The sequence below is a fragment of the Planotetraspora sp. GP83 genome, from assembly GCF_041262585.1.
Lineage (GTDB): Bacteria > Actinomycetota > Actinomycetes > Streptosporangiales > Streptosporangiaceae > JAOEGB01.
Genome location: NZ_JBGCBZ010000008.1, coordinates 245,935 through 272,308 on the forward strand (window position 1 = coordinate 245,935; position 26,374 = coordinate 272,308).

Genomic DNA, 26,374 nt, shown 5'->3' on the forward strand with positions numbered 1-26,374 from the left:
GTCCCGCCACGCCTGAATGATGGTTGCCGCGATGGCCGTCGTCACCGCCACACCAGCGCACTGGCGGTGTGGAACGGCGGACCCGGGGTCTGGGGCGGCATCGCCCTCGGCGCCGTCGTCCCTTGTTCTCAGGCGTTGCCGAGGACCCGGGTGACCCGGATCTCGATGACCACGCGTTGCGGGTTCGGGCGTGGCGGGCGGTAGCGCTCCGCGTATCCGCGCTCGGCGTCGGCGACCTCCTCCGGCTCGTCCCGGATCACCGCGCGGCCCTCCAGTGTGGACCAGCGGCGCCCGTCGACCTGGCAGACGGCGACCGCCGCGCCCTCGGGGCCGGCCCCCGCGACCAGCCGGGCCTTGTGCGACCCGCGCGAAGTGATCACCCGGGCGATGCCGGTGCGGAGGTCGAGTGTCACGCCTACCGGCACGACGTGCGGCGTGCCGTCCGGGCGGACCGTGGTGAGCGTGCACAGGTGCCGTTCGCGCCAGAAGGCGGCGAACCCCTCACCCAGCCCTGCCATATCGGGCCCTCCGGCTCCTGTCGCCATCGACTCACCTCACCACCGTTGACCTGGTGTGCGAATTTATCGAACCCGGAGAGCGCCGGCGCATGCCGTACGGGCCGTGGGCACGACGGGGGTCCTGCACGGCCGAGCGGGCGCGCGAGCGTTCCGGTGAGGCTAGCGTGACCCGCATGAACCACGCCCGACCTGAACGTCGCCGGGGCCCCTCCGTGCTCCGCGGGGACCTCGTCCCCGACTCCACTTATGACCAGCGGCTGCTCGACCGGAAGGGCCCGACCGAGTGGCTGCACATGGATCCCTGGCGGGTCCTGCGCATCCAGTCCGAGTTCGTCGAGGGCTTCGGCGCCCTCGCGGACCTGCCCCCCGCCGTCACGGTCTTCGGGTCGGCCCGGACGCCCAAGGACAGCCCTGATTACGAGATGGGCGAATGTATCGGCCGCGGCCTGGCCAGGGCGGGCTACGCCGTCATCACCGGCGGCGGGCCGGGAATCATGGAGGCCGCCAACAAGGGGGCCCTGGAGGCCGGAGGGATCTCGGTCGGGCTCGGCATCGAGTTGCCCCATGAGCAGCGCATGAACGAGTACGTCGACCTCGGGGTGGAGTTCCGCTATTTCTTCGTCCGCAAGACCATGTTCGTCAAGTACGCCAGCGGCTTCATCGCGCTCCCCGGAGGGTTCGGCACGCTGGACGAGCTGTTCGAGGCGCTGACCCTGGTCCAGACTCGCAAGGTCACCTCTTTCCCCGTGATCCTGATGGGTTCGGAGTTCTGGACGCCGCTGATCGACTGGGTCCGTACGACACTGGTCTCCACGGGCAAGGTCTCCCCGGGGGACGTCGACCTGATGCAGGTCACCGACGACCCCGACGAGGCGGTGCGGATCATCGTCGCCGCCGATCAGCAGCGGACGGCCGCTCAGTAAGGTGGCAGCGTGCTCGTCTGCGTGTTCTGCTCATCCAGCCAGAAGATCGATCCGAAGTACCTCGACCTCGCGAGGGAGGTGGGTGCCGAGCTCGCCCGGCGGGGTCACGGCCTGGTCAGCGGAGGCGCGATCGTCTCCTGCATGGGGGAGGTCGCCAGGGCCGTCCGGGACGGCGGCGGCCACACCGTGGGGGTGATCCCGCAGGTGCTGGTGGACATCGAGATCGCCGACACCGACTCCGGCGAGCTGATCGTCACCGCGGACATGCGCGAGCGCAAGGGCGTCATGGACGCCCGGTCGGACGCGTTCCTGGTGCTGCCCGGCGGCATCGGCACGCTGGAGGAGCTGTTCGAGATCTGGACCTCGCGCGTGCTCGGCCTGCACGAGAGGCCCCTGGTCGTGCTCGACCCGTGGGGCCTCTACGCGCCGCTCCGCGAGCTCGTCGACGGGATGTACGACCAGGGCTTCACCCGGGCGAACGTCTTCGACGCGATCTCCTGGACGACCACGGTCGAGGAGGCCTTCGAGCTGCTGGAGAAGGCGGCCCCGCACTTGCGTCCCACGGCGGAGGAACTCGGCGAGTCCTAGAGCGCCCGCGTGATCATGCACGTGTTCCCGCGCGCACCGTCCTGCCTGGCGCTTTGTGCGGCGTGATCATGCACGACGAGGGTGCGCCCGACGGGCGGGCACCGCATGATCACAAACGGTGTCGGCGCCGATCGGACCGCGTGCGGCGGAATCCATGCATGATCACGATCCGGAGAACCCCACGTCCCCCGAGTTTCCCGGGAAACCCTGCATGATCACGGCGATGGGTTACCTGGCCGGCTCTCTAGGCCAGGCCGCGGCGGGTGAGTGTGGGGGGCCGCCGTCCGATCAGTGACTCCGTCATGTCGAGCGCCTGCCGTACGGAATGGGGCGTGCGGAAGACCCGCGCGCCCGCCCACGCGTAGACGGCCGCCGACGCGAGCGCCTCGGTCTCGTCCTCGGGCAGGGTCACGACGACCGTACGGCCGGCCGCGGCGAGCCGGGACACCTCGGACAGGGAGGCGGCCTCCACCCAGCCGGGCTCGATCTCGTCACCTGGGCCGATCACAACGGTCATATCTTCAATGGTCGCATGCAAGCGACTTGTGGCACGATTCGTATGTGCTGGTCGTACTCATCATCGCCGGGCTCGCCGTTCTCGTCTGCGTGGTGATGGTCTCCCTGGGCCATGGCGGCGAGCTGGCCGAGTTTCCCCCTGACGTGCCGCAGCTTGAGCTGCCTGACGCGGGCCACCTGACCGCCGCCGATTTCATCGCGCTGCATCTGCCCATCAGCCTGGTCGGATACCACACGCAGATCGTGGACGAGACCCTGCACAGGGCGGCGACCGCGCTCAGCGAGCGGGACACCCGGATCGCGGTGCTGGAGCAGCGTGTCGCCGAGTTGTTGTCCACCCGTCTGCAGGCGCGGCAGGAGGTCTACGCCAAGCCCGCCGAGCCGGCGCGTACGGAGCACGAGCCCGAGGTCCCCATGGCGGCCGCCAACGGGTGGGAGGGCGACCGTTCGGACGCGGAGGAGACCTGGTGACGGGCAGGGCGACGACGTCGTGACCGGCATGCCCAGGGCATGGCGGCGGATATCGTGACGGCATGGTGACGGATATGCCGGCGGACATGGTGATCCGCTGTTCCTGGGCCACCTCGGCGCCGGACTACATCGCCTACCACGACGACGAGTGGGGCCGTCCGGTCGTCGGCGACGACCGTGTGTACGAGCGGGTCACGCTCGAGGCCTTCCAGTCCGGCCTGTCGTGGCTGACCATCCTGCGCAAGCGGGAGAACTTCCGCGCGGCCTTCGCCGGGTTCTCGATTCCGGCGGTGGCGGCCTTCGACGGGTCCGACGTCGAACGGCTGATGGCCGACGCGGGCATCATCCGCAACCGCGCGAAGATCGAGGCGGCCATCGCCAACGCCCGGGCGGCGGCCGAGCTGCCCGGCGGGCTTTCCGAGCTGGTCTGGAAGCACGCGGACTGGTCCAGCCCGACGCCGAAGGGCCCCGGCGACATCCCGGCACAGACCGAGGGGTCGAAGGCGCTGGCCAAGGAGCTGAAGCGGCACGGCTTCCGGTTCGTCGGCCCCACCACGGCCTACGCGCTGATGCAGGCGATCGGCCTGGTCAACGACCACATGGCCGACTGCCACGTCCGCGAGGAGGTCACCGGCCTGCGCGCAGCGGCCGGTCCTTCCTGAGAGCACGTCCTTCCTGAGAGCCGGTCCTTCCTGAGAGACCGTGGCAGCCCCGGGGGTCACGCTCCCATCACGATCCGCCATCGAGATTGCGGTCGACGAACGCCGCGGCGGGAGGCAGCAGCCGGGCGGCCTCGTGCTCGAAGTAGGCCCGCGCCTTCTCTCCCGGCCAGCCGGGCGGGAGCAGCTCGACCGGCAGGCCGGGGTCGCGGAACAGGAAGTTCCGCCAGCCGTGCACCAGCCTGCTGCGGACGGCGAAGACCCGGTCGTCGGGGGCGTCGCCCGGCAGCGATCCCACCAGGTCCACGGCGCTGGCCAGCCAGTCCTCGTACGCCCTGGCGACGCCGTCGAGGTCCCACGCGCGGGCGACCAGATCGCGGGGGTCGCCTTCCAGCGCGGCGTCGAACCGGTGGGCCGCCAGCCGCAGGGCGTCCAGCTCCGGGGAGGGCCGGGGCCCGATCCAGGTGGTCTCGGTAAGCGGCGCGTAGCCGAGAAAGGCGAGGTCGGCGCGGAGCCGCTCGCGTCTGGTCCGGTCCTTGACCGGTTCCAGGACCAGCACGTGCCAGCGCCCCGACCAGGTGACGGCCCCGATCCGGTAGACGCGTGAGGCGGCGTCGTCCAGGCGGCTCTCGCATTTCGGCGTGACCGCGTAGCCGGGGCCCTGCGGGAGCCGTACGGGGTCGAGCCAGCCCTGGCGGACCATGCGGGAGATCGCGGTCCGGACGGCGGGGGCGGCGACGTCGAGCGGCGCGAGCAGCCGGACGAGCGCGGCCACCGAGGCTCGGCCGCCGCGAGTGCGAAGGTGGTCCCCGTAAAGGTCGAATAGCGCGGATCGGGCGTTCATCCCCTCCAGTGTGAGGGTCGGGATCGGTCCTCGACAATGCGCCCGAGGCCTCATTGATCGGCTGAACGGATCCTGGACGTTACCCATTTGAGCTTGGAGGCGGGATAATAGAACATCACAGAAACGTGAATGCGCCGGTCACCCTTCGGGGTGGCCGACAACGCGGGAAGGGATACACGCATGGCGGCGATGAAGCCGCGGACTGGCGACGGTCCGCTGGAGGTCACCAAGGAAGGACGGGGCATCGTCATGCGGGTCCCCCTCGAGGGTGGCGGCCGACTCGTCGTCGAGCTCTCGGCGGACGAGGCCAGCGCTCTCGGGGACGCGCTCAAGAAGGTGGTCGGCTGAATTTCAGCCGACCTGTTCGATTTCGGCCCTGGCGACGGATCTCCCCGCGCCGGGGCCGCCCTGTTGGAGGTGTTCGTGCCGATCGAGACCACGCTGGCTTTCACCGCCCGGCCCGCCGCCGAGGCGGAGCTCGCGGCCGTGCCCTTCGGGGCGGACCTGGCTCCCCCCTTCGAGCTGACCGTTGAGCTGCCCGTGCCGGTCGGCGCGCTGCTGGCCCACTACGAGGCCAAAGGCGAGCCCGGCGAGGTCTTCGAGGTGCCCGTTCCCCGAGGCGACGGCGTGGGCCGCGTCCTCCTCTACGGCACCGGCGACTGTACGGCTCCCGCCCTCCGCAAGGCCGGGGCGGCCCTCGCGCGCAAGGCCAAGGGCCGTCCGTCCCTCACCGTCGCCGTCCCGCCCCAGGGCGACGCCGCCGCTCTCGCCGAGGGGGCGCTTCTCGCCTCCTACACGTTCACGATCGGCAAGGCGAGGACCGCCGCGGTCGGGCAGATCGTGTTCTCCCGAGGAGACGAGACGGCGCTGCGCCGGGGTGAGGCTGTGGCCCATGCCACCGCGCTGGCGCGCGACCTGGTCAACACCCCCGCGTCCGTGAAGACTCCCGCCTGGCTGGCGGAGCAGGCCGAGAAGGTCGCCGCCCGCTCCGGCCTGGCCGTACGGGTCTGGGAGGGGGACGAGCTCGCCGAGTTCGGCGGGATCCGCGCGGTCGGCCGGGGCTCGGCCAGCCCGCCCCGGCTCGTGCGGCTCTCCTACACCCCGGAGGGTGTGGAGCGGGCTCCGCACGTCGTGCTGATCGGTAAGGGGATCACGTTCGACACCGGCGGCATCTCGCTCAAGCCCACCGAGGGCATGAAGACGATGAAGACCGACATGGCGGGCGGCGCGGCCGTGATCGCGGCGATGAGCGCGCTCGCCGGCTTCGGCATCTCCGCCAGGGTCACCGGGCTGGTCGCCTGCGCCGAGAACGCCATCTCCGGCTCCGCGCAGCGGCCCAGCGACGTCATCACCCAGTACGGCGGGCGCACGGTCGAGGTGCTGAACACCGACGCCGAGGGCCGGCTCGTGCTGGCCGACGCGCTGGCCTACGCGGACGCCGAGCTCGACCCGGACGTGCTGATCGACCTGGCCACGCTGACCGGCGCGGCCAAGGTGGCACTCGGCGTGTCCCTCGGCGCTCTCTACGCCGACGACGAGCCGCTGGCCCGCGCGCTGCTCGCCGCGGGGGAGGCCAGCGGGGAGCGGCTGTGGCGGATGCCGCTGATCGAGGACTACCGCGGCGACCTGGACTCCGACGTCGCCGACCTGGCCAACGTCGACAAGAAGATGTCGGGCTCCGCCGGGTCGATCATCGCGGCGCTGTTCCTGCGGGAGTTCACCGGCGGGCGGCCCTGGGCCCATCTGGACATCGCCGGGCCCGCGCGGTCCACCGCCGACGAGGGGGAGACGACCAAGGGCGGCACCGGCTTCGGCGTCCGCGTCCTCCTGCGCTACCTGGCGGAGGCCGCTGCCCGAGACTGAGGCGCTGTCCGAGGCTACGACGCCGGGAGCTTGACGGCGACCAGGAGACCGTCGCCCAAGGGCAGCATGAGCGGCCGGAGCCGCTCGTCGGCCCGGACCATCCGGCCCAGCTCCCGGATGGCGACGGTGTCGGGGTCACGCTGCGTCGGGTCGGCCACCCGGTCTCGCCAGAGGGCGTTGTCGAAGGCCACGACGCCGCCGGGGCGCAGCAGCCGCACCGACTCGGTGAGGTAGTCGAGGTACTCCTGGGTGGCGGCGTCGCAGAAGACCATGTCGTAGCCGCCGTCGGCGAGGCGGGGGAGCACGTCCAGGGCCCGGCCGCCGATCAGGCGGATGCGGCTGCCGGAGTATCCCGCCTCCGCGAACGTCTGCCGCGCCATGCGCTGGTGCTCGGGCTCCACGTCCACGCTCGTCAGTGTGCCGTCCGGGCGCATCCCGCGAAGCAGCCACAGCCCGGAGACGCCGCAGCCGGTGCCGACCTCGACCACCGAGCGGGCGTTGACCACGGTCGCGAGGAAGCAGAGCGCCGCCCCGCACCCGGGCAGGATCGGGGGCGCTCCCACCTCGATGCCACGCTGGCGTGCGGTCCGCAGGATGTCGTCCTCCGGGACGAAGTCCTCCGCGTACTCCAGGCTGGCCGGTGTCGCCATCGGCCTCTCCCTCCCCTGCTTCATGTTGGTCGCAGCCTAGGGGAGTCGGCCCGGAACGGGAACTCACGCCACAACGGGGACGTTGCACGCTTTGAACGGTCTTTGTGTAAGGCCGCTCGGCCCGCGGTGCGCAGGAAGGGGCGAAACCAGGCACTATGGCTGTAGCGACGATCCTGCAGAGAGGAATGCCGGTGGACGACCACGACCACCAGGCGGAGACTACGGTGTCCGGCTGGACGCCTCCCACCTGGGAGGAGGTCGTCCGAACGCATTCCGCACGGGTATACCGGCTGGCGTACCGCCTGACCGGCAACGTGCACGATGCGGAGGACCTCACGCAGGAGGTCTTCGTCCGGGTGTTCCGGTCCCTGTCGAGCTACACGCCCGGCACCTTCGAGGGCTGGTTGCACCGGATCACGACTAACCTCTTCCTCGACATGGCGCGGCGCAAGCAGCGCATCCGCTTCGAGGGCCTGGCGGACGACGCCGCCGAGCGGCTGCACGGCCGCGAGCCCTCACCGGCGCAGGCGTACGACGACGCGCATCTGGAGCCCGACATCCAGGCGGCGCTCGACGCGCTCGCGCCCGAGTTCCGGGCGGCCGTGGTGCTCTGCGACATCGAGGGGCTGTCCTACGAGGAGATCGCCGCGACACTCGGCGTGAAGCTCGGCACCGTGCGCAGCCGCATCCACCGCGGCCGGGCGCACCTGCGGGAGGCGCTGGAGCACCGGTCGCCCTCCGCCAACAGGAACGGCGATCAATTCCCCCCTTCGTTCAGCAGGGAGGGGCTATGAGTCATCTTGGGGAGCGCGTCTCCGCGCTCATCGACGGGGAGCTGGGTCACAACGACCGGGAGCGGGCGCTGGCGCACCTGACCTTCTGCGCGGACTGCCGTGCCGAGGTCGACGCGCTGCGGGCGCTGAAGAACCGCCTGCGGTCGATGGACCCGCCGTCCATGCCGGTGGACCTGACGATGTCGTTGCTCCGCATGTCGGAGCCGGGAGGGCCGCTGCCGCCGCGGATGCGGCCCTTTCCCGACCACCCGGCCTTCGCCTCCAACGGGCTGCCGGGAATGCACGGCATCGCCCCGCTGGACAACCGGCCACGGCGGGTGTCCGGTTCATCCGGGCCCGGGCGTTCGGCCCGGGCGAGACGGGCGGGCTACGTCGCGGTGGGAGTGGCCTCCGCGGCCGTGGCGCTCGGCACGATGTTCATGGTCGCCGGCTCGGCCGCCCACCAGGACCCGTCTCCGGGGGTGCTGCTCAACCAGGTGCCGCTGGTGAAGACGTCCCCCACGCCGTCAGACGGCGTCACCCGGAGGCCTTCGCGCTGATACGGGGAGACCGCATACGATCGGGCCTTACAGCCAGCCCGTCGTGCGAGGAGTTTCCCCGATGACCGACCACACGCGTCCCTACGACGCGTCGGACCGGCCCAACTTCTACCCCGCGCACCCACCGCAGGGCGCGTACGGCATGGGCCCGGACTGGGCGCCGCCTCCCCCGCCACCGCCCGGTACGGCTCCCGCCCCGCGCCGGGTGGGGCTCTACGCGGCCCTGGCTGTGGTCATCGCGCTCGTGTCGGGCGGCGTCGCGAGCTGGGGCACGTTCCTGCTGACCCGGCCCCCCTCGGGCACCGACCCGGGATACACCCTCAGCGCGCCGCCGAGCGGCTCGACGGGCCGCGCCCCGGAGTCGGTCGCCGGGGTGGCCGCCAAGGTCCTGCCCAGCGTCGTCTCCCTGGAAGTCAAGAGCAGCGCGGAGGCGGGCACGGGGTCGGGGTTCGTCATCAAGGGCGGCTACATCGTGACCAACAATCACGTGGTCGCGGTCGCCGGGGACGGCGGCGAGATCCGGATCCGCTACAACGACCGCAGCTCGACCGGCGCCAAAGTCGTCGGCCGGGACCCGAACTCGGACATCGCCGTCGTCAAGCCCGACGCGCCGGTCACCGCCCCGGAGCTTCCTCTCGGCAATTCCGACAGCGTGGTCGTGGGGGACCCGGTCATCGCCATCGGCTCGCCGCTCGGCCTGTCCGGCACCGTCACCACGGGCATCATCAGCTCGCTCAACCGTCCCGTCGAGGCGGGCGGCTCGACCGGCTCGGACTACGCGCTGATCAACGCGATCCAGACCGACGCCGCCATCAATCCCGGCAACTCGGGTGGGCCGCTGGTCAACGCGGCCGGCGAGGTGATCGGCGTCAACTCGGCGATCGCCACGGTCGGCGGCGCGCCGGCGGGCCAGCAGGCCGGGAGCATCGGCCTCGGCTTCGCGATCCCCGTCAACCACGTCCGCCGGATCGCCCAGGAGCTGATCAGCACCGGCACGGCCAGGACCTCCCGGATCGGGATCACCATCGACCAGGGCTACCAGGGCACGGGAGTGCGGATCGCGACGCAGGCCGAGGGCGGGGCCACGCCGGTCACGCCCGGCGGCCCGGCCGACCAGGCGGGCCTGCGGGCGGGGGACATCATCCTGGAGGTCGACGGCCACCCGGTCAGCGACAACCGGGAGCTGATCGTCACGATCCGGAGCAAGGCCCCCGGGGACAGGGTGACCATCAAGTTCCAGCACGACGGCCAGGAGAAGATCGCCGCGGTGACCATCGGAGCGGCCCCCGCCCCGACCGCCCAGCCGTCGTGACCGATTAGGCTGAAGTAGTCATCGCCTCAGAAGGAGATCACCGTGTTCGGACTGGGCTGGCCGGAGCTTCTGGCGCTCGTGGTGATCGCCCTGCTCGTCTTCGGCCCCGACAAGCTGCCGCAGGCGGCGTCGCAGGCGGGCCGGACGCTGCGGCAGCTACGGCAGATGGCCAACAACGCGAAGGCGGATCTTCAGGCCAACCTCGGGCCGGAGTTCTCCAACTTCGACCCGGCCGACCTGAACCCGAAGACCTTCGTGCGCAAGCACCTGCTCGACGACCTCGAGAACGACTGGAACGCACCCGCCGCCGCTGAGCCGTACGCCGGGTCCTACACCACCGAGGCGGACGCCGAGCCCGAGCTGTCGTTCGGCGAGATTCCGCCGTACGACAGCGAGGCGACGTAAGCCGGTCCGCGTACGGCGCAGCCGGGTCTCAGCGGGGCCGGGTCTCAGCGGCGGCTTAGTCCTCAGTGCCGGGCGGGTGAGATGTCCAGCTTCAGGCCCTTGAGGCTGGTGGACTTCTTGCTCAGGCCCGCCGCGATCCGGCGCAACTCGGCCGCGGCCGGCGCGTCGGGGTCGGTCAGGACGAGCGGCTTGCCCTCGTCCGAGCCCTCGCGGAGCCGCAGGTCGATCGGCACCTGGCCGAGCAGCGGCACCCGGGATCCCAGCGTGCGGGTCAGCGCGTCGGCCACCGTCTGGCCGCCGCCCTCGCCGAAGACCGCGATCCGCTCGTCGCAGTGCGGGCAGGGCAGCCACGCCATGTTCTCGATGACGCCCGCGATCTGCTGGTGGGTCTGCGCCGCGATCGAGCCGGCCCGCTCGGCGACCTCGGCGGCCGCCTGCTGCGGGGTCGTGACGACCAGGATCTCCGCCGACGGCATCCGCTGCGCCACCGAGATCGCGATGTCGCCGGTGCCCGGGGGCAGGTCCATGAGCAGGACGTCGAGGTCGCCCCAGTAGACGTCGGCCAGGAACTGGTGCAGCGCCCGGTCGAGCATCGGGCCGCGCCAGACCACCGGCGTGTTGCCCTCGGGCTTGAACATGCCGACCGAGATGACCTTGATGTCATGCGCCACCGGCGGCATGATCATGTCCTCGACCTTGGTCGGCCGATCGCTGATGCCGAGCATGCGGGGCACCGAGTGGCCGTAGATGTCGGCGTCCACGATGCCGACCTTCAGACCGGAGGCGGCCATCGAGGCGGCGAGGTTGACGGTGACGGACGACTTGCCCACGCCGCCCTTTCCACTGGCGACCGCGAACACGCGGGTCAGCGACCCCGGCTTGGCGAACGGGATCTCCTTTTCCGGCCCCCTGTCGCCGCGCAGCTTGGTCTGCAGGGTCTTGCGCTGCTCGGCGCTCATGACGTCCATGTCCACGTGGACACGGGTGACGCCGTCGAGCTTGGAGACCGCGGCGGTGACGTCGCGCGTGATGGTGTCCCGCATGGGGCAGCCCGCGACGGTAAGGAACACGCCGACGCGCACCACCCCGTCTGGGGAGATGTCGACGCTCTTGACCATGTCAAGGTCGGTGATCGGCCTGCGGATCTCGGGATCGTTGACCGTCGCCAGCGCAGCCGTTACCAGTTCTGGGGATGGTGCCATGGATCCATGCTATGGACTCAGGCGAGGTCCTCTGACCACTGGGTGGGGCACGTTCCCGCGCCCGGTTACGGGGAGGTGGCTTTCCCGCCGAGCTCGTCCTGCAGCCGCTGGAGCTCGGATCGGATGTAGTCCCTGGTGGCGACCTCGCCGAGGGCGATGCGCAGGCCCGCGATCTCTCTGGTGAGATATTCGATCTCCGCCTGGTCGCGCTCGGCCGTCATCCGGTCCTGCTCGTACTGGACCCGGTCGCGGTCGGCCTGCCGGCCCTGCGCGAGCAGGATCAGCGGCGCGGCGTACGACGCCTGGAGCGACAGCATGAGCGTGAGGAAGATGAACGGGTACGGGTCGAACTTGTAGGGCGCCAGGGCGTTCCACAGGATCCAGGTTCCGACGAACACGGTCATGTAGACGATGAAGCGGGCCGTGCCGAGGAACCGTGCGATCCGCTCCGACAGCCGCCCGAACGCCTCCGGGTCGTAGTACGGCCGCAAGCGGGTGGTCAGCTCGCGGGGCTGGTCGAGGCGCTCGGTCAATGTCTCTCCCGCCAGTCCGCCGGCAGCATGTGGTCGACCACGTCGTCGACGGTCACCGCGCCGAGCAGCCGCCCGAGCTCGTCCACGACGGAGATCGCGACCAGGTTGTACGTCGCGAGGTAGGCCGCCACCTCCGTGACGGTCAGCTCGGGCCTGATCGGATCCACGCTGATGTCTATCACGGCCCCGAGCAGCGTCGACGGCGGCTCTCTGAGCAGCCGCTGGAAATGGGCGACGCCCAGGAAGCGCCCGGTCGGGGTCTCCGTGGGCGGCCGGGTGACGTACACCTGGGCGGCGACCGCCGGGGTCTGCTCCCGCTGCCGGATGTGCGCCAGGGCCTCCGCCACGGTGGCGTTGGGCGGCAGGACCACGGGTTCGGTGGTCATCATGCCGCCGGCCGTGTCCTCGTCGTACGTCAGCAGCCGCCGCACCGGGGCGGCCTCCTCGGGCACCATCAGCCGCAGCAGCGACTCCGCCTGGTCGCTCGGGAGCTCCTGGAGCAGGTCGGCGGCGTCGTCGGGGGCCATCTCCTCCAGCACGTCGGCGGCGCGTTCCCGGTGGAGCTGGCTGAGCACGATCACCTGGTCGCGCTCGGGGAGCTCTTCGAGCACGTCCGCGAGCCGGTCGTCGTCGAGCGCGGAGGCGACCTCGGCCATCCGCTTGCGCGGCAGCTCGTGCAGCATGTTGGCCAGGTCGGCCGGGCGCAGCGTCTCGAAGGCGGCGAGCAGGTTGGCCGCGCCCTGGTCCTTCTGGGTGACCCCGAATCCGGTGACCTCGTCCCAGTCGACGATGAGCGTCTCGCCCCTGCGCCGGGACCCGCGCCGGACGGCCACCCTGGAGATCAGCCACTCGGAGGGCTGCGGCTGCTCCATGGCGAGGTCGTGCACGGTCACCGGCTCGCCCTTGTACTCGACGCCGAGGTCGAGCATCTCCCCGATGGCGAGCGTCTCGGCGTCCCGCCGCTCGAACCGGCGCATGTTGAGCTTGCCGGTGAAGATGACCGCGCCGGCCTCGATGCTCGTGATGCGCGTGATCGGCAGGAACACCCGGCGGCGTGGCTGGACCTCGACCACGAAACCATGGACCCGCGGCGGCAGCGGGCCGCGCAGCGAGACCACGACGTCCCGGATCCGGCCGATCTTGTCTCCGGCCGGATCGAAGACCGCGAGCCCGGCCAGCCGGGCTACGAAGATCCGATCCACGCTGTCAGGTTACGCGGAGATGCGAGCAACTTGCTGATATGACAGGATCAAAAGCCTTCAACAGTAATTACATGGACGGTGAAGGCTGTGGGTCTGGGGATCGCGGTCGTTTCGGCCCTGTGCTTCGGATTCTCGGGTCCGATGGCGAAATATCTCGGAGCCGCCGGACTCACGCCGCTGGAGGCCGTCTGGGTCCGGATGGCCGGAGCGGGCCTGATCCTCCTCGTCGTGCTCGCGATCGTCCGCCCGCGCGCCCTGCGCATCCCGCGCGACCGCCTGCTGTTCTTCGCGGCCTACGCCGTGGTCGCGGTGGCGGCCGTGCAGGCGCTGTTCTTCCTCGCCATCACACGGCTGCCGGTCGGCGTCACGCTGCTCATCGAGTACACCTCGCCGGTGATGGTGGCGCTCTGGGTGCGGTTCGTCCGGCGGGTACGGCTGCCGCGAACGGCCTACCTCGGCGCGCTCATCGCGGTGGTCGGCCTGGCGATCGTCGTGCAGGTCTGGGAGGGGCTGCGGCTGGACGCCCTCGGGCTCCTGCTCGCCGTGATCGCGTCCGCCTGCTGCGCGGGTTACTTCCTGCTGAGCGACTCGTTCTCGGACGACGTCGACACGCTGGGCCTCATCACGTGGGGCATGGCCGGCTCGGCGGTCGTCCTCCTGCCGATCTCCCGGCCGTGGCAGATCCCCTGGTCCGCGTTCGCCGGGGCCGCCACCCTCGGCGGCCACACCCTGCCGGTGCTCGGCGCCACGGTTTGGCTGATCCTGATCGCCACCGTCGCGGCGTATGTCACGGGGGTCACCGCCGTCCGCCGCCTGTCGGCGGCCGTCGGGGCCACGGTCGCGTCGGTGGAGGTCATCGCGGGCGCCGTCATCGCCTGGGTCCTCCTGGGTGAGCACCTCGGCGCCGCCCAGATCGCCGGAGGGGTCATCGTGCTCACCGGCGCCCTGATCGCCCAGTCCGTGACCGTACGGCTCTCGCCCGCCGCGGCTACCGCTCCCGAGGCGTCAGCCGTACGACTGCCGAGTGGGCGGCCCAGCGGCTGAGCAGGCCGGCCGCGTCGGGGGCGTTGAGGCGCTCCTTGGCCAGGACGGCCACCGCCTCGGCCGCCTCCGCCTGGTCGACGACCTCGACGGAGGCCGGGAACCGGACCAGCTCGGCCCCGTTGTCCTTGCTGCGAAGAATGATCTCGACCTCGGCGGCCTCCGCCAGGCCGGGCAGGTCCTGCTCGCCGCCGCCCGTCACGACGTAGATCGCGCCGTCGTGCCACGCGTGCCAGGCCAGCCGCCTGCCGGAGGGAAGCGCGATCCACAGGATGCCGGACTTCTTCGCGCCCTCTTCGATCAGCGGCAGGCTCATGATGACAGCCTTTCACACGGCCGAGTTCATGGACGCCGTACGGCGAGCCGGGGCGAGGTGCGACGTTCACACCTACCCCGGCTCCGGTCGGTCACCTCTTCGCCGAGCCCGGCCTGCCCGGCTACGACAAGGCCGCCGCGGATCTCATGTGGGACCGCGTGCCGGCCTCCCCGGACGAGATCTAGCGACGGGTCAGCCTCCAGGCGGCGGGCAGGAGGCCGGCCGCGATGGCGATCTTCAGGGCGTCGCCGACCAGGAACTTCCCGGCACCCTCGATGAGGGCGGTCCCGAGGTCCATGTGCGTCACCGCGATCAGCACGGGCAGCCCGAAGGCGTAGATCACCAGGTTGCCGAGGACCATGGTGCCGACCGTGCGGGCCACCGTGCGGTCGCCGCCGCGCTCGGCGAGCCAGCCCACCAGGGCGGCGGCCGCGATGAACCCGACGACGTACCCGAAGGTCGCGCCGCCGAAGCCGTGGCTGCCCCCGGCGAACCACGGCACCCCGGCCACGCCCACGATCATGTAGAACGCCATGCTCAGCGCCGCCCGGTTGAGGCCCAGCGCCGCCCCGACCAGCACGACGGCGAAGGTCTGGCCGCTCACCGGAACCGGGGAGCCGGGCACCGGCACGCTGAGCTGCGCGGCGAGGCCGGTCAACGCGGCGCCCGCGACGATCAGGGCGGCGTCACGGACGCGGGCCCGCGCCGTTCTGGGGATGGCTCCGGGGATGGCTCCGGGGATGGCGGGAATGAGGTCGGACAGTACGGCGGGGCGGGCCCCCGTGGCGGCGTTGGCCATCGCTGGCTCCCTTTTCACTCGTTGCCTCCGTCTGTCCCAGCGCGGAGGATCCTTTGCCGCTGTCCATTGTTCGGCAGCTGGGGCGAAAGCCGTACGAGGGCGGAGCCAAGAACACTTGGCCTGATTTGTAGCGAATCGACAGGGGCTGGCCTGCCGTACAGACGAAAGACGGCCGCTCCGCGTGCGGCGCTTGTGGCGGTCCTACGAACGGCGCCTGCGACCGGCGCCTGCGAACGGGCGCCTGCGAACGGGCGCCTGCGGACGGCGGTGTCGCGCGCGACCCCGGATGCGGCGGGCGGGCGGGCCTCGCTAGCGTGTGGCCATGCGTGCTCGACGTTCCTGCCTCGCGGTGCCCGGAAGCAACCCCCGGTTCCTGGAGAAGGCCCAGGGCCTGGCGGCCGACGAGGTGTTCCTCGACCTGGAGGACTCCGTCGCCCCCGGCGCCAAGGAGGACGCGCGCAAGAACGTCGTCGGCGCGCTCCGCGAGGGCGACTGGACGGGCAAGACCGTCGTCGTCCGGGTGAACGACCTGACCACCGAGTGGACCTACCGCGACGTCATCGAGGTCGTCGAGGGTGCGGGGGACCGGCTCGACTGCGTCATGCTGCCGAAGGTCCAGGACGCCTCGCACGTGGCCTGGCTCGACACCCTGCTGGGCCAGATCGAGCGGGCCACCGGGCTGCCCGAGGGCCGGATCGGGATCGAGGCCCAGATCGAGAACGCCCGGGGGCTCGTCAACGTGGACGACATAGCGGGCGCGTCGCCGCGGCTGGAGACGCTGGTCTTCGGCCCCGCCGACTTCATGGCCTCGATCGGCATGCGGACGCTGGTGGTGGGGGAGCAGCCGCCCGGGTACGGCGAGGGCGACGCCTATCACTACATCCTCATGCGGATCCTGATGGCCGCCCGCGCTCATGACCTCCAGGCGATCGACGGGCCGTACCTGCAGATCCGCGACCTGGACGGCTTTCGCAGGGTGGCCCGCCGGGCCGCCGCCCTCGGGTTCGACGGCAAGTGGGTGCTGCACCCCTCGCAGGTGGAGGCGGCCAACGAGGTGTTCTCGCCGTCGCAGGAGGACTACGACCACGCCGAGCTCATCCTCGACGCGTACGAGTACTACACGACGGTCGAGAAGCGGGGCGCCGTCATGCTCGGTGACGAGATGATCGACGAGGCCTCGCGCAAGATGGCGCTCGTGGTCGCCGCCAAGGGCCGCGCCGCCGCCCTCCCCCGGACAACCTCCTTCACCCCACCCTCGGCGTGATCATGCGTGATCTGGCACGAGCGCCTCAGAACCGCACGCCGATCGTGGTGAAGAACCAGAACGACGAGGTCAGCCAGAGGCCGATCAGCGCGGTGAAGGCCAGGCCGCCGAGGACCGGCAGCGTCCAGCCCGGCAGGCCGCGCCGGGGCAGTGCCAGCATCTTCGCGGTGAAGACGCCATAGAAGAAGCAGCCGAGCAGCGAGTGGATCATCACGCGCGGCACGTCGTACTGGGCGCCCAGCGAGTACAGGCAGTGGAACGCCACGGGGATCGTCAGCAGGAACGCGATCCGGCCCGACCAGCGGTGCAGGGGCGCGACCCAGCCTCCGCTGACCTTGATCTTGCCCCACATCGCCATGGCGGACAGCACCTGGACGATCGCGAGGAGGGCCGCGCCGGTGGTGAGCCAGGCCTTCATGGCCAGCGGCCCGGAGAACCCGGCCACGCCAATGGCGAACCCGGTGGGGGCGTGCGCCTTGCCGTACACGCCGAGCGCGACGGCGACCAGGCCGCCGACCAGCAGCGGAACGAGGAGCGGGGCGACGCTCTGCTTGGGGGTGACGTGGGTGTCGTTCATGGGGGGCTCCAGGCGGTCAGGGGGTGACTTCGTCGATGAAGGAGTCGGGGTCCCGCGGTCGTAGCGCTATCCCGTAGTAGTCGAGCGGGCTGCCCGGCGTGAACCGGGGAGCGGGCTCGCCGTTGCCGCCGATCGCCACACGCCCGACCTCCTGGCCGTTCGGGAGGACGATCCAGCCGCCGACGATCTTCGCGCCGCGGACGATCGCAGTGGCCCGGTAGAGGCCGGACGGCTTCTTCACCACAGGGGCGACGAACCGCCACTTCGCGTGACCGACCTGCAGCCTGCCCTGCGCCTTGCCGCCGCCCAGCGCCGCCGTGATCAGCGAGTCCTTGCCTTCGAGGGTGATCGTGTTGTTCTCGGCGGTGCCCTTCAGCCACGCCTCGATGTGGCCGTCGCAGAAGTACGCGACCGCCTTGCCGTTCCGGACGGCGATCGCGACGAGGCCGCCGTTGCCCTGGGCGACTCCCGCGTAGTCGACCTTCTTCGGCGTCGTGTCGGCAGGCGTCGCGACGGCCGTCGCGGTGTCGGCTTTGGTCGCGGTGGGTGTTGGAACGGGTGTCGCGGAGGCCTCGGGGGCGGCGCTCGCGGACGCCTCGGCGGGAGACGCCGTCTGCGACGTGTCCTCCTGCGCCGCCACCTGCTGGATGACAGGGGCCGCCTTCAAGCTGGCCGCTCCGAGGGCGACGGCGATCACCGCGCCCGCGGCCAGCGTGTACATGGGTCCTAGCCGGCTCATTTCGCGTGCTCCTGGGATGATTTCGGTGGGTGCTGTCCCGAGTGAACTCCCTTCGCCGCCTGGCGTCTGTGAACTTCTACGCACACGACAGGAGACGTGGAGGGGAGTGCTGCCACGCACATGGCAGGGGCATCGCGCTGGGCCGAGGAGCCGTTGCGAACAATGGACCCATGAGCGAACCACAGCCGGACCGGGCCTGGCCGCACCCGCAAGCGCCGGAGCACCATCCGGCTCGGCCTCATCACCCGGCCGAGCCCCAGCCGGGCCAGCCGTACGGGGGCCAGTCCCATGAGGGCCAGCCCTACGGGGCGCAATCCCCTCAGGGGGAGCCGTATCCCGGGCAGCCTCAGCAGGGCCAGCCGTATCCGGAGCAGTCGCCGTATCCATGGGCCCCCCATCCGGGAGCGCCGTACCCGGGGGCGTCTTATCCGCCGGCGCCGTACCCGGGGGCGGCCTACCCGTGGCAGGCGCCGGCGCGGCTGCCGTGGGCGGTGCCGCCGCCTCCGGGGGCCCGTTATGACCGGCTGGCCCGTACGGCGGTGCATCGCTGGTGGCGGCCGATCGTCGGCTCACTGGCGATCGTGGCGGGATTCGTGGTCGTGTCGCTCGCGGTGGTCTTGGCCGCCTCGCTCCTCTCCGTGATCGTCCGCCTGTCCTTGGCGCGGGACGGCACGCGGTTCTTCACCGACCCCCTCCTGGACCTCGGCTTCCAGCTTGGACTGCTCGCTCTCGCCATCCCTCTCGTGTACGGCGCGGCGTGGCTGATCCAGCGGCGACCGCCGGGGACGCTCTCGTCGGTCGCCTTCAGGCTCCGCTGGGGCTGGCTGGGCACGTGCGTCCTGGTCGCCGTCGTGGCGGTCGCGCTGGCGCAGGTCGCGGAGACGGTGACGCTCGTGCTGACCGGGGCCGACCCCGGGTACAGCTGGGGCGGGTGGGACCGCTTCCTGCCCGCGATCGTGGTCATCCTCCTGCTTGTCCCCTTCCAGGCGGCGGCCGAGGAGTACATCTTCCGCGGCTGGATCCTCCAGGCCTTCGGGGCCTATCTGAGGAATCCGTGGCCGGGCATCCTCCTGGGCTCGGCCGCTTTCGCCGCGCTGCACGGCTACACCGACTGGGGAATCGGATACGTCTTCGGATTCGGAGTCCTGATGGGCTGGCTCGCGATCCGCACCGGAGGACTTGAGGCGCCCATAGCGCTGCACGTGACCAACAACGTGGTGGCGTTCGGCCTCACCGCCGCTTCCGGCGATCTCGGGAGCGCCCTCCAGCAGGGCGCGCTGCCGTGGCAGTCCATCGCCGGGACGGTCGTGCAGTTCGCCGTGTACGGCTTTGCCGTAGTAATAATCGCCCGAAAGAGGGCAATTCAGACGGTCTCCCGATAAATCTGACTAGAGAGGTCTGTTCGCGTCGGCGTTCCCGTGTTGCTCTGGGATGGTGATGGGGTATCAAAATGATCGCGTCCGCTTTGCCGTACAAGAGGTGGAACGGTCCGGAACAACCCCTCTGGGCCAGAGGTAGGAGGTACTGGCGTGTCCTCGGGCCCCCACGAGCGCGACCGCCGGCACGCCGCCGACGACCAGAGCCAGGAGGAGTCCCCGCCGCAGCACGCGTCGCCTCCGGCGCTGCACCATTCCCCACCGGGACCCTCCCCATGGGCCCTGCCTCCGTTCGGCGCGCCCGTCCCAGACGACTCCGAAGAGCCGGAAGACGCTGAGGCTCCCTGGCACACCTGGTCGCCTCAGCCAGACCCGGCCCCCGGATCCCAGCCAGATGGCGCCCCCGGTCTCGCATCCGGTTCTGCCCCCGGATCCGCGCCCCATCCTGCGCCCGAGCCCGTGTCCGGGCCTGTCGGCGGTGCCGCGCCCGGCTCTGTGCCCGGCTCTGTGCCCGGCTCTGTGCCCGGCTCTGTGCCTGGCTCTGCGCCCGGGGCCGCGTCCGGCTCCGGGCAGGGGGCCGCGCGTGGGTCCGCTTCCGGATCTTCGTCCGGGCCTGGGCCTGAGACCGAGCACGGCCCGCGCAGCGGGCGGCGGCCCTACTCCGCGCCGTACGGCTCGTCGGAGCCTCGCCACAGCCGTGCGCAGCAGCCCGGCGGCCCTTCGGAGGCTCAGCCGGGCGCCGGCGAATCGGCCGGCGGCAGACCGCGGCGGCTGGTGAACCGGCCGGACAAGCTCGTCGCCTCCGGCCCGCCGGGAACGCCGTCCGGTGCCCCGAGCGAAGACCCCGAGGCGACGGTGCCCTCCAAAAGGGGGCGCCGCTCGCCGTACCCGCCGCGTGACCCCTCCCGCGACCCCTTACGCAATCCTCCGAGCGATCCCTCGCACGACCCGTTACGCGACGACGGTTCGAGCGACCCCTCGCGCGACCCGTTACGCGACGACGCTTCGAGTGGCCCCTCCCACGGCTCCCCGGGAGACACCTCCGCAGGTGATCCCTCCCGTGAGTCCTGGGGCGATCCTTCACGCGGCCCCTCCCGGGACGCATCGCACGGCTCATCGGGGGGTGAGCAGTCCTGGATCAGCCCGCCGCCGGGGCAGGGGCCGCGTCACCGTGCCGAGGACTCTTCCGGCGGCATCCGGATGCGCCCGGAGATCCCGGCCGAGCCCGAACAGGAACTGTGGCCGGGCCACCATCCCGGCACCGGGTGGCCGGACCAGCCGGACCAGCCGGGGCACGAGCCGGGTGCGGGATGGCCGGGACAGCCGGGGGATCGATCGGCGCACCAGCCGGCCGCGGGGGAGTTGGAAGAGCCCCTTCCGGAGCCGGTGCAGCGGATCGGGCGTCCACCGGGAGGCAGGCCGGCCAAACCCGACGTGCTGGTGGCCACTGGGCCGCCGGGCGGGACGCGCCGCCACCGGCGGGTCCTCCCGCCGCGCCGCATCCGGCCGGGGAGGCTGGTGACGCCGGTCCTCATCGCGCTGGTGCTGGTCGCGGCCGGCCTGTTGGGCGTGGGGGTCGTCAACTGGGCCAAAACCCCGTCTACGACGGGCCTTCGGCTGGCGGCCGGGGACGGCCAGTCGGGCGACGCCGCGTTCGCCGCGCCCGGCCTGCCCGGCAACGGCTCCAGCCAGGTGCTCAACGCGATCACGTCGGTCGGCTCGACGGTCGTCGCGGTGGGAAGCGACACCACAAGCCCTCTTCCGAGGCCGCTGTTCCTCGTCTCCCCGAACGGTGGCAAGGACTGGCAGCTCGGCCGGGTCGCGGGCCCGGCGGGCTACGAGCCGAGCGCGGGCGCCGTCGGCCGGGTCACCGGGGGCGGCGGACGCTGGCTGGCCGTCGGGACCGACGCACCCGGGTCGGCCGGTCCGGCCGCCCGGGGGATGTGGGTGTCCACGGACGGCAGATCATGGACCGCGGTCGACCCGGCCGGGCTCACCGCCTTCTGGAGCCAGGACCGGATCGCCGATCTCGCCAGGACCTCCACCGGCTTCGTCGCCGTGGGCTCCACGATTCTGGGGGACGGCACGGCGGGCCCGGTGGCCTGGGTCTCGCCCGACGGCAAGAGCTGGTCGAGGGTGGACACCGACCAGATCGGCACGCCGGACAAGGTGCGGGGAATGCGGGCGGTGGTCGCGCGCGGAAACCAGGTGGTGGCGCTGGCCGATCCCGGATCGGGCGACACGGTCTCGGTGATCCTGCGGTCGGACGACGGAGGCCGGAGCTGGCTGCGCGCGGCCGCGGCGCTCGCTGACGTGCGGCCGGAGCCGGGCGCGCTCGTGGCGACCAAGAGCGGATTCGTCCTGGTCCCGACGCGGCAGAAGTCGGCGGCCGGGGATGTGAGCGTGTACTGCTCGCCCGAGGGCGCCCATTGGAGCCAGTGCGGGGTCATCGGGCACCTCAGCACGGAAGGCACGGGCGTCCGCGGGCTCGCGTCGTCGGCGGCGGGGATCGCGGCCGTCACCGAGTCGGCCTGGGAGAAGTACGCCGTCTTCACCAGCGACGACGGTCACAAGTGGACCAAGAGCGCGGACCTGGGCGAGATCCCGGGCACGTTGCGGGGGCTCACCATCACCGACGCCGGCGTGCTCGTGGCGGGCGGTGACAAGCGCGGCCCGGGTGACGTGGAGAACCTGCCGGTTCTCATGGCGGCGGAGAAGGGCAAGTCGGCCAGGGCCGTACCACTGGAGGCCATCGCGGGGCTGAACCGCCTCGCCAGGGACACCGCCGACGTCGCGGCCGCGGATGGCGCGTTCGTCGCGGTCGGCTCGGCCAACGGCGACGCCGCGATCTGGACCAGCGGCAACAACGGGGCCAACTGGAAGGACGCCGGTTTCCCCGACCTGCTCGGCGGCCCCGGCCGGCAGGCGCTGAGCGGAGTGGCGCACGGCTCCAAGGGGTGGCTGGCGGTCGGCGGCACGATGACCGACCCGGCGGTCACCCGGCCGCTGCTCGTGACCTCGGCGGACGGCAGGACCTGGAGGCCGGGCCCGGCCATGGACGTCCCCGCCGGGCACTTCCTGCTGGCGCCCCATGTCGTCACGGCCGGGCGGAAGGGCTACGTCCTCGCGGGTGAGGACCGCGGCGCGACCGGAACGCTGCCGGCCCTCTGGTTCAGCCCGGACCTCAAGCGCTTCACCCGCTCGGCGCCCGGCAGCATGCCCGCCGGGGGAGCGGGCGTGCGCATCAGCGATGTCACCGCCACGCCGTCCGGCTTCATGGCGGTCGGCGGGTCGGGCACGGCCGACCGGGAGACCGGCGTCGTATGGGTCTCGCCCGACGGCCTCAACTGGACGTCGAAGAGCCGGGTCGTCCCCGCGGACGCGCGCTCGGCGGGCCTGCGGCACGTCGTGTCGACCAAGTCGGGCGTCGTGGCGGTCGGCACCGCCATGACCGACGACGGCGTCCGTCCGTTCTCCGCCGTCTCCACGGACAACGGCGCGCACTGGGAGTACGGCTGGCTGCCCGCCGAGGAGGCCGCGGTGGTGCTGGACCTGACCGTCACGGGCCAGGGACTGGTCGCCGTCGGGTCCCACGGGCCGGCGGGCGAGGGCGACAGCGCCGCGTGGATCTCCGAGGACGGCCTCGACTGGACGCGGCAGACGCTCACCCAGGACGGCCTGGGCGGCCCGGGCGCCCAGTGGCTCGGCACGGTGGCCGTCTCGGGGAGCCGCGTGCTCGCGATCGGCCGCTCGACGACCTATGCCGACGATCACCTCACGATCTGGCGCAGCTCGGTCACGACCGGAGATCGATGAATCCTCGCCCAGACCTGCCGCGTGATCATATTCATGTTCCCGTGCGTGCCGTCCCACCTGGCGCTTTGTGTAGCGTGATCATGCACGACGATCCGCGCGGCCGAGGTCGGGTGTGCCCGGCGGACAGACACTGCATGATCGCAAACAGTGTCGGCCCTGATCAGACCGCCTGCCGCGGAATCGATACATGATCACGACCTGGGAAATCCCACGTCCCTGGGCTTCCCGGGAAACCCTGCATGATCACGGCGACGGTTGGCTGGCCGGCTCGCTAGCCCGGGGGATCGATGATCCCCCAGCTCGACAGGGCGTCGAGGAGGCCGTCGGTCAGCGGGAGCCGTACGAGATCGGAGGGGTGACACCAGCGGGCGTCCGCGGCGTCGTCACCGGCGCGGAGCGGCCCGTCTGGGGCGGTGGCCAGGTAGTCGTGAATCTCGTAGGTCACGCCGCCGGGCCCGGGACGCTCGACGGTCCCCGCGAGGGGGCCGACGGCCACGTCGAGCCCGGTCTCCTCGCGTAGCTCGCGGCGCACGGCCTCCGCGTCGGTCTCGCCCGCCTCCACTCTGCCGCCGGGCAGCGACCAGAGCCCCTCTCCCGGAGGGCGTCCCCGGCGGACCAGCAGGAGCCTGCCGTCCCCGTCCGCGACGATCGCCCCGACACATCTGATGACCCGCACATGCCAAGATTACGGCTCGATAACGAGTATGTCCTTGACGTGGGCGGCTCCCCGCAGCACCGTGAGTAGTTGTGAGAACCGCGCCCACGTGTCCGCGGTGTTTCGGGCCGCTGCACGAGCCGAGCGTCTGGTCGAGTGCCTGGCGCTGTGACCAGCACGGGGACGTCCTGCCCTTCCAGCCTCCCCGGCGCCCTTCCCAGGCCGCCGCCGACGCCCTGTGCCAGGCCGCCCGGGTCCCCGTGTGGATCCCGTGGCCGCTGCCGCCGGGCTGGCTGGTGACGGGCTTCGCCGAGGTGGGGGACGAGCGCAGCGGGGCCAGGGCCAGCGTCGTCGCCCTGACCGGCCCGTCGGTCACCCATGGTCCCGCCGACATGCTGCTCGTCGCCGAGGAGCCCGGAGTCGGGCTCGGAGCCGCCCTCGCGGGGCTTCACGGCCCGGATCCCGGCGCCGGGTTCGACGCCGGACCGCCGCACGCGAAGATCGACGCTCGTGGCCACCCGACGGCCCTGTGGTGCGCGGGGAGCGTGCCGGGCGACCGGGCGGTCTACGTCGGGGAGGCTCTCGGCAACTGGCTCTGGACGATCGCGTGGCCCGCCGAGGCCGGGTGCTTCATCGCACTGGCCCATCTCTCGCTCCGTGACCTGCGCGACCAGGACCAGGCACTGGACCTGCCGTTCGGCGCGTTCTCCCCCCGCCTGAACGGGGAGAGCTAGATGGCCCGGCTGATCCGCTGAGGATAGTAGGGTTCTGAGCCGTGACAGCGCGTATCGAACGAGTGGTGACCTCCGGCCTCGTCGAGATCGACGACGCCGAGCACAAGGTCGAGAACAACACCTGGATCGTGGGCGACGACGACGAGGTGATCGTCATCGACCCGGCGCGGGACGCCGAGAAGATCCTGGAGAAGGTGGGCGACCGCGAGATCCTCGCCGTCATCTGCACCCACGGCCTGCCCGACCACGTGGGCGCCGCCATCGAGGTGGCCGCCAAGGACGAGGCCGTGATCGCCGTTCACCCCAAGGACAAGCGCCTGTGGCGGCAGACCTGGGAGGACACCTGGCCCGACATCGACATGGAGGACGAGGGCCTGTTCGCGGTCGCCGACGTCGAGCTGGAGGTCCTGGCGACCCCGGGCGTCACCCAGGGCGGCGTCTCCCTCTACTGCGAGGAGCTCGGCGCGGTCTTCACCGGCAAGACGCTGCTGATGGACGGCCCCGGCAAGCTCGGCGGGGAGTATCCCGCGCTCGCCGACCAGCTCACCTCCATCGGCGAGCGGCTGTTCACGCTGCCGCACGAGACCCGGGTGCTGCCGGCCCACGGCGAGGAGGGCCTCATCGGCGATCTGGAGCCGCAGTTCGACAGCTGGCTCGCCGGGTCGCTCACCGGGACCGTCACGCCCGAGCCGCCGCCGCTGGTGGACGGCACCGGTGTGTCGGGCATCAAGCTGGACCTCGACGAGTAGGGGACGATGGAGCAGCTCGGCCTCGACGGCATGCCGAGGCGGCTCTACACGTGCACGCCGTCACGCCTCAACTCGTGGCTCGACTGCGCCCGGCGGTATCGCTTCACCTACCTCGACCGCCCGGCCCCGCAGAAGGGCCCCGCGTGGGCCCACAACAGCCTTGGAGCGTCGGTTCACAACGCCCTGGCGGGATGGTGGCGGGAGCCGTACGAGCGCCGCACGCCGCTGATGGCGGCGATCCTGGTGACGAACGGCTGGATCACCGAGGGTTACCGGGACGAGGAGCAGTCGGCCTTATGGCGCGACCGCGCCCGCGAGATGGTGTCCGGATATGTCAAGACTCTTGATCCCTCGGACGACCCGGTCGGCGTCGAGCGCACGGTGGCCACGCGGACGGCGGTCATCGCGGTCTCCGGCCGGGTGGACCGGCTCGACCGGCGCGGCGACGAGCTCGTCGTGGTGGACTACAAGACCGGCCGCCGGCCGTTGACGACCGACGACGCCCGGTCCTCGATCGCCCTCGCCATCTACGCCATCGCGGCGTCACGCATGATGCACCGGGCCTCCCACCGGGTGGAGCTCCACCACCTGCCCACCGGGGCCGTCATCGAGTGGGAGCACACCGACGAGTCGCTCGGCCGCCATCTCCGCAGGGCCGAGGAGATCGCCCTGGAGGCGTCCGCCGCCGACGAGGCCTACCGCGCCTGGGCCGGCCGCAGCGGAAGCCGTACGGCAGCGCAGGTCCCGAAGCGGAATCCAGCACAGGGTCCGGCACAGGTCCCGCCGGAGATCGACGCGCTCTTCCCGCCCAGCCCGGGGCCGGTGTGCTCCTGGTGCGACTTCCGGCGCCACTGCCCGGAGGGGCGGGCGGCCGCCCCCGACCGCCTCCCGTGGGACGGCCTCGCCGCCGAGCTCGACACGGCCGGCTCCGTCTAGAGCGCCGGTCAAGCAAGAAAAGAAGGTATAAGCCCCTTCCCCCCAACCTTGCCGCGTGATCATGCACGTGTTCCCGCGCGCGCCGTCTTACCTGGCGCTTTGTGCGGCGTGATCATGCACGACGAGGGTGCGCCCGGCGGACAGACGCCGCATGATCACAAACGGTGCCGGCCCTGATCAGACCGCATACGGCGGAATCCATGCATGATCACGATCTGGGGAACCCCACAACGCCGTTGCATTTAACTGATCGGCCGGCCGTCAAGCCCTGATGACGAAGCAACGGGACTTCTGATAGATCATCTTGCGACCAAGCCAGAAGATCATCAGGAGTCCCGTTGCGGGAGAAGTCT

The 26,374-nt window shown here is 71.5% G+C and carries 29 protein-coding genes; 17 read left to right on the forward strand and 12 right to left on the reverse strand.

Features of this window, described 5'->3' with window-relative positions:
* Positions 1-128: 128 nt before the first annotated feature.
* The gene (locus tag ABH927_RS14290) at positions 129-518 is read right to left on the reverse strand and encodes a pyridoxamine 5'-phosphate oxidase family protein (RefSeq protein WP_370021626.1); all 390 of its coding nucleotides are present in this window, start codon (positions 516-518) and stop codon (positions 129-131) included.
* A gap of 173 nt (positions 519-691) precedes the next feature.
* Here ABH927_RS14290 and ABH927_RS14295 point away from each other — a divergent pair, with 173 nt between their 5' ends.
* Positions 692-1,441 (forward strand): TIGR00730 family Rossman fold protein, encoded by a 750-nt coding sequence (locus tag ABH927_RS14295; protein ID WP_370021627.1) that lies wholly within the window; start codon positions 692-694, stop codon positions 1,439-1,441.
* Between the two features lie 9 nt (positions 1,442-1,450).
* Positions 1,451-2,029, forward strand: coding sequence for a TIGR00730 family Rossman fold protein (locus ABH927_RS14300; protein ID WP_370021629.1), 579 nt, complete (start codon positions 1,451-1,453; stop codon positions 2,027-2,029).
* Between the two features lie 244 nt (positions 2,030-2,273).
* On the opposite strand, the gene ABH927_RS14305 is transcribed toward ABH927_RS14300, so the two are convergent.
* Positions 2,274-2,546: a hypothetical protein gene (locus tag ABH927_RS14305; protein WP_370021630.1), complete on the reverse strand. Its 273-nt coding sequence runs from the start codon at positions 2,544-2,546 to the stop codon at positions 2,274-2,276.
* Between the two features lie 44 nt (positions 2,547-2,590).
* Between ABH927_RS14305 and ABH927_RS14310 the strand changes: the two genes are divergently transcribed.
* Both ABH927_RS14310 and ABH927_RS14315 read left to right on the forward strand, forming a co-directional pair.
* The gene (locus ABH927_RS14310) at positions 2,591-3,016 is read left to right on the forward strand and encodes a hypothetical protein (protein WP_370021631.1); all 426 of its coding nucleotides are present in this window, start codon (positions 2,591-2,593) and stop codon (positions 3,014-3,016) included.
* A 62-nt stretch (positions 3,017-3,078) separates the two neighbouring features.
* The gene (locus ABH927_RS14315; protein WP_370021633.1) at positions 3,079-3,678 is read left to right on the forward strand and encodes a DNA-3-methyladenine glycosylase I; all 600 of its coding nucleotides are present in this window, start codon (positions 3,079-3,081) and stop codon (positions 3,676-3,678) included.
* 67 nt (positions 3,679-3,745) lie between these two features.
* Here ABH927_RS14315 and ABH927_RS14320 read toward each other — a convergent pair whose 3' ends face one another.
* On the reverse strand, positions 3,746-4,519 hold the full coding sequence (locus tag ABH927_RS14320; protein ID WP_370021634.1) for a PaaX family transcriptional regulator C-terminal domain-containing protein: 774 nt from the start codon (positions 4,517-4,519) through the stop codon (positions 3,746-3,748).
* A gap of 180 nt (positions 4,520-4,699) precedes the next feature.
* Between ABH927_RS14320 and ABH927_RS14325 the strand changes: the two genes are divergently transcribed.
* Together ABH927_RS14325 and ABH927_RS14330 are read left to right on the forward strand one after the other, a co-directional pair.
* Positions 4,700-4,867, forward strand: a complete 168-nt coding sequence (locus tag ABH927_RS14325) for a DUF3117 domain-containing protein (protein ID WP_076433904.1) — start codon at positions 4,700-4,702, stop codon at positions 4,865-4,867.
* A 75-nt stretch (positions 4,868-4,942) separates the two neighbouring features.
* Positions 4,943-6,382 (forward strand): leucyl aminopeptidase, encoded by a 1,440-nt coding sequence (locus ABH927_RS14330; protein ID WP_370021637.1) that lies wholly within the window; start codon positions 4,943-4,945, stop codon positions 6,380-6,382.
* Positions 6,383-6,396: 14 nt separating this feature from the next.
* On the opposite strand, the gene ABH927_RS14335 is transcribed toward ABH927_RS14330, so the two are convergent.
* Entirely contained in the window at positions 6,397-7,032 is a 636-nt protein-coding gene (locus ABH927_RS14335; protein ID WP_370021638.1) for an O-methyltransferase, read from the reverse strand.
* 185 nt (positions 7,033-7,217) lie between these two features.
* Between ABH927_RS14335 and sigE the strand changes: the two genes are divergently transcribed.
* The 4 genes from sigE (at position 7,218) to ABH927_RS14355 (ending at position 10,082) form a co-directional block, all read left to right on the forward strand.
* The gene (sigE, locus tag ABH927_RS14340; RefSeq protein WP_370021683.1) at positions 7,218-7,826 is read left to right on the forward strand and encodes an RNA polymerase sigma factor SigE; all 609 of its coding nucleotides are present in this window, start codon (positions 7,218-7,220) and stop codon (positions 7,824-7,826) included.
* Entirely contained in the window at positions 7,823-8,365 is a 543-nt protein-coding gene (locus tag ABH927_RS14345; RefSeq protein ID WP_370021639.1) for an anti-sigma factor, read from the forward strand. Before sigE ends, ABH927_RS14345 begins: the two co-directional genes overlap by 4 nt.
* 61 nt (positions 8,366-8,426) lie before the next feature.
* Positions 8,427-9,677: a S1C family serine protease gene (locus ABH927_RS14350; RefSeq protein WP_370021640.1), complete on the forward strand. Its 1,251-nt coding sequence runs from the start codon at positions 8,427-8,429 to the stop codon at positions 9,675-9,677.
* 42 nt (positions 9,678-9,719) lie between these two features.
* Entirely contained in the window at positions 9,720-10,082 is a 363-nt protein-coding gene (locus tag ABH927_RS14355) for a sec-independent translocase (RefSeq protein WP_370021641.1), read from the forward strand.
* Between the two features lie 62 nt (positions 10,083-10,144).
* On the opposite strand, the gene ABH927_RS14360 is transcribed toward ABH927_RS14355, so the two are convergent.
* The 3 genes from ABH927_RS14360 to ABH927_RS14370 all read right to left on the reverse strand — a co-directional run bounded on the left by ABH927_RS14360 (position 10,145) and on the right by ABH927_RS14370 (position 13,019).
* Positions 10,145-11,284, reverse strand: a complete 1,140-nt coding sequence (locus tag ABH927_RS14360; protein ID WP_370021643.1) for an Mrp/NBP35 family ATP-binding protein — start codon at positions 11,282-11,284, stop codon at positions 10,145-10,147.
* 65 nt (positions 11,285-11,349) lie between these two features.
* Entirely contained in the window at positions 11,350-11,817 is a 468-nt protein-coding gene (locus ABH927_RS14365) for a DUF1003 domain-containing protein (protein WP_370021644.1), read from the reverse strand.
* Positions 11,814-13,019, reverse strand: coding sequence for a magnesium transporter MgtE N-terminal domain-containing protein (locus ABH927_RS14370; RefSeq protein WP_370021646.1), 1,206 nt, complete (start codon positions 13,017-13,019; stop codon positions 11,814-11,816). The genes ABH927_RS14365 and ABH927_RS14370 overlap by 4 nt, the downstream gene beginning before the upstream one ends.
* A gap of 87 nt (positions 13,020-13,106) precedes the next feature.
* Here ABH927_RS14370 and ABH927_RS14375 point away from each other — a divergent pair, with 87 nt between their 5' ends.
* Entirely contained in the window at positions 13,107-14,063 is a 957-nt protein-coding gene (locus ABH927_RS14375; RefSeq protein ID WP_370021647.1) for a DMT family transporter, read from the forward strand.
* Here ABH927_RS14375 and ABH927_RS14380 read toward each other — a convergent pair.
* Together ABH927_RS14380 and ABH927_RS14385 are read right to left on the reverse strand one after the other, a co-directional pair.
* Positions 14,008-14,376, reverse strand: coding sequence for a hypothetical protein (locus ABH927_RS14380; RefSeq protein WP_370021649.1), 369 nt, complete (start codon positions 14,374-14,376; stop codon positions 14,008-14,010). The genes ABH927_RS14375 and ABH927_RS14380 overlap by 56 nt on opposite strands.
* 181 nt (positions 14,377-14,557) lie before the next feature.
* On the reverse strand, positions 14,558-15,175 hold the full coding sequence (locus tag ABH927_RS14385) for a biotin transporter BioY (protein ID WP_370021650.1): 618 nt from the start codon (positions 15,173-15,175) through the stop codon (positions 14,558-14,560).
* A gap of 322 nt (positions 15,176-15,497) precedes the next feature.
* On the opposite strand from ABH927_RS14385, the gene ABH927_RS14390 reads away from it, so the two are divergent.
* Positions 15,498-16,439, forward strand: a complete 942-nt coding sequence (locus ABH927_RS14390; protein ID WP_370021651.1) for a CoA ester lyase — start codon at positions 15,498-15,500, stop codon at positions 16,437-16,439.
* Between the two features lie 25 nt (positions 16,440-16,464).
* Here ABH927_RS14390 and ABH927_RS14395 read toward each other — a convergent pair whose 3' ends face one another.
* Positions 16,465-17,016 (reverse strand): DUF6529 family protein, encoded by a 552-nt coding sequence (locus ABH927_RS14395; protein ID WP_370021652.1) that lies wholly within the window; start codon positions 17,014-17,016, stop codon positions 16,465-16,467.
* A gap of 16 nt (positions 17,017-17,032) precedes the next feature.
* Positions 17,033-17,755, reverse strand: coding sequence for a hypothetical protein (locus tag ABH927_RS14400; protein WP_370021654.1), 723 nt, complete (start codon positions 17,753-17,755; stop codon positions 17,033-17,035).
* Between the two features lie 170 nt (positions 17,756-17,925).
* On the opposite strand from ABH927_RS14400, the gene ABH927_RS14405 reads away from it, so the two are divergent.
* On the forward strand, positions 17,926-19,137 hold the full coding sequence (locus tag ABH927_RS14405) for a type II CAAX prenyl endopeptidase Rce1 family protein (protein ID WP_370021656.1): 1,212 nt from the start codon (positions 17,926-17,928) through the stop codon (positions 19,135-19,137).
* 1,194 nt (positions 19,138-20,331) lie between these two features.
* Entirely contained in the window at positions 20,332-22,947 is a 2,616-nt protein-coding gene (locus tag ABH927_RS14410) for a hypothetical protein (RefSeq protein WP_370021657.1), read from the forward strand.
* A 271-nt stretch (positions 22,948-23,218) separates the two neighbouring features.
* Here the strand turns inward: ABH927_RS14410 and ABH927_RS14415 are convergent, their stop codons facing one another.
* Positions 23,219-23,623, reverse strand: coding sequence for an NUDIX hydrolase (locus ABH927_RS14415; protein WP_370021659.1), 405 nt, complete (start codon positions 23,621-23,623; stop codon positions 23,219-23,221).
* Between the two features lie 71 nt (positions 23,624-23,694).
* Here ABH927_RS14415 and ABH927_RS14420 point away from each other — a divergent pair, with 71 nt between their 5' ends.
* Genes ABH927_RS14420 through ABH927_RS14430 form a run of 3 tightly spaced genes read left to right on the forward strand, consistent with a single transcriptional unit; the run spans position 23,695 to position 26,021 of the window.
* Positions 23,695-24,336 (forward strand): DUF6758 family protein, encoded by a 642-nt coding sequence (locus tag ABH927_RS14420; RefSeq protein ID WP_370021661.1) that lies wholly within the window; start codon positions 23,695-23,697, stop codon positions 24,334-24,336.
* Between the two features lie 41 nt (positions 24,337-24,377).
* Positions 24,378-25,085, forward strand: coding sequence for an MBL fold metallo-hydrolase (locus ABH927_RS14425; protein ID WP_370021662.1), 708 nt, complete (start codon positions 24,378-24,380; stop codon positions 25,083-25,085).
* 6 nt (positions 25,086-25,091) lie between these two features.
* Entirely contained in the window at positions 25,092-26,021 is a 930-nt protein-coding gene (locus ABH927_RS14430; RefSeq protein WP_370021664.1) for a RecB family exonuclease, read from the forward strand.
* The last annotated feature ends 353 nt before the right edge of the window (positions 26,022-26,374 follow it).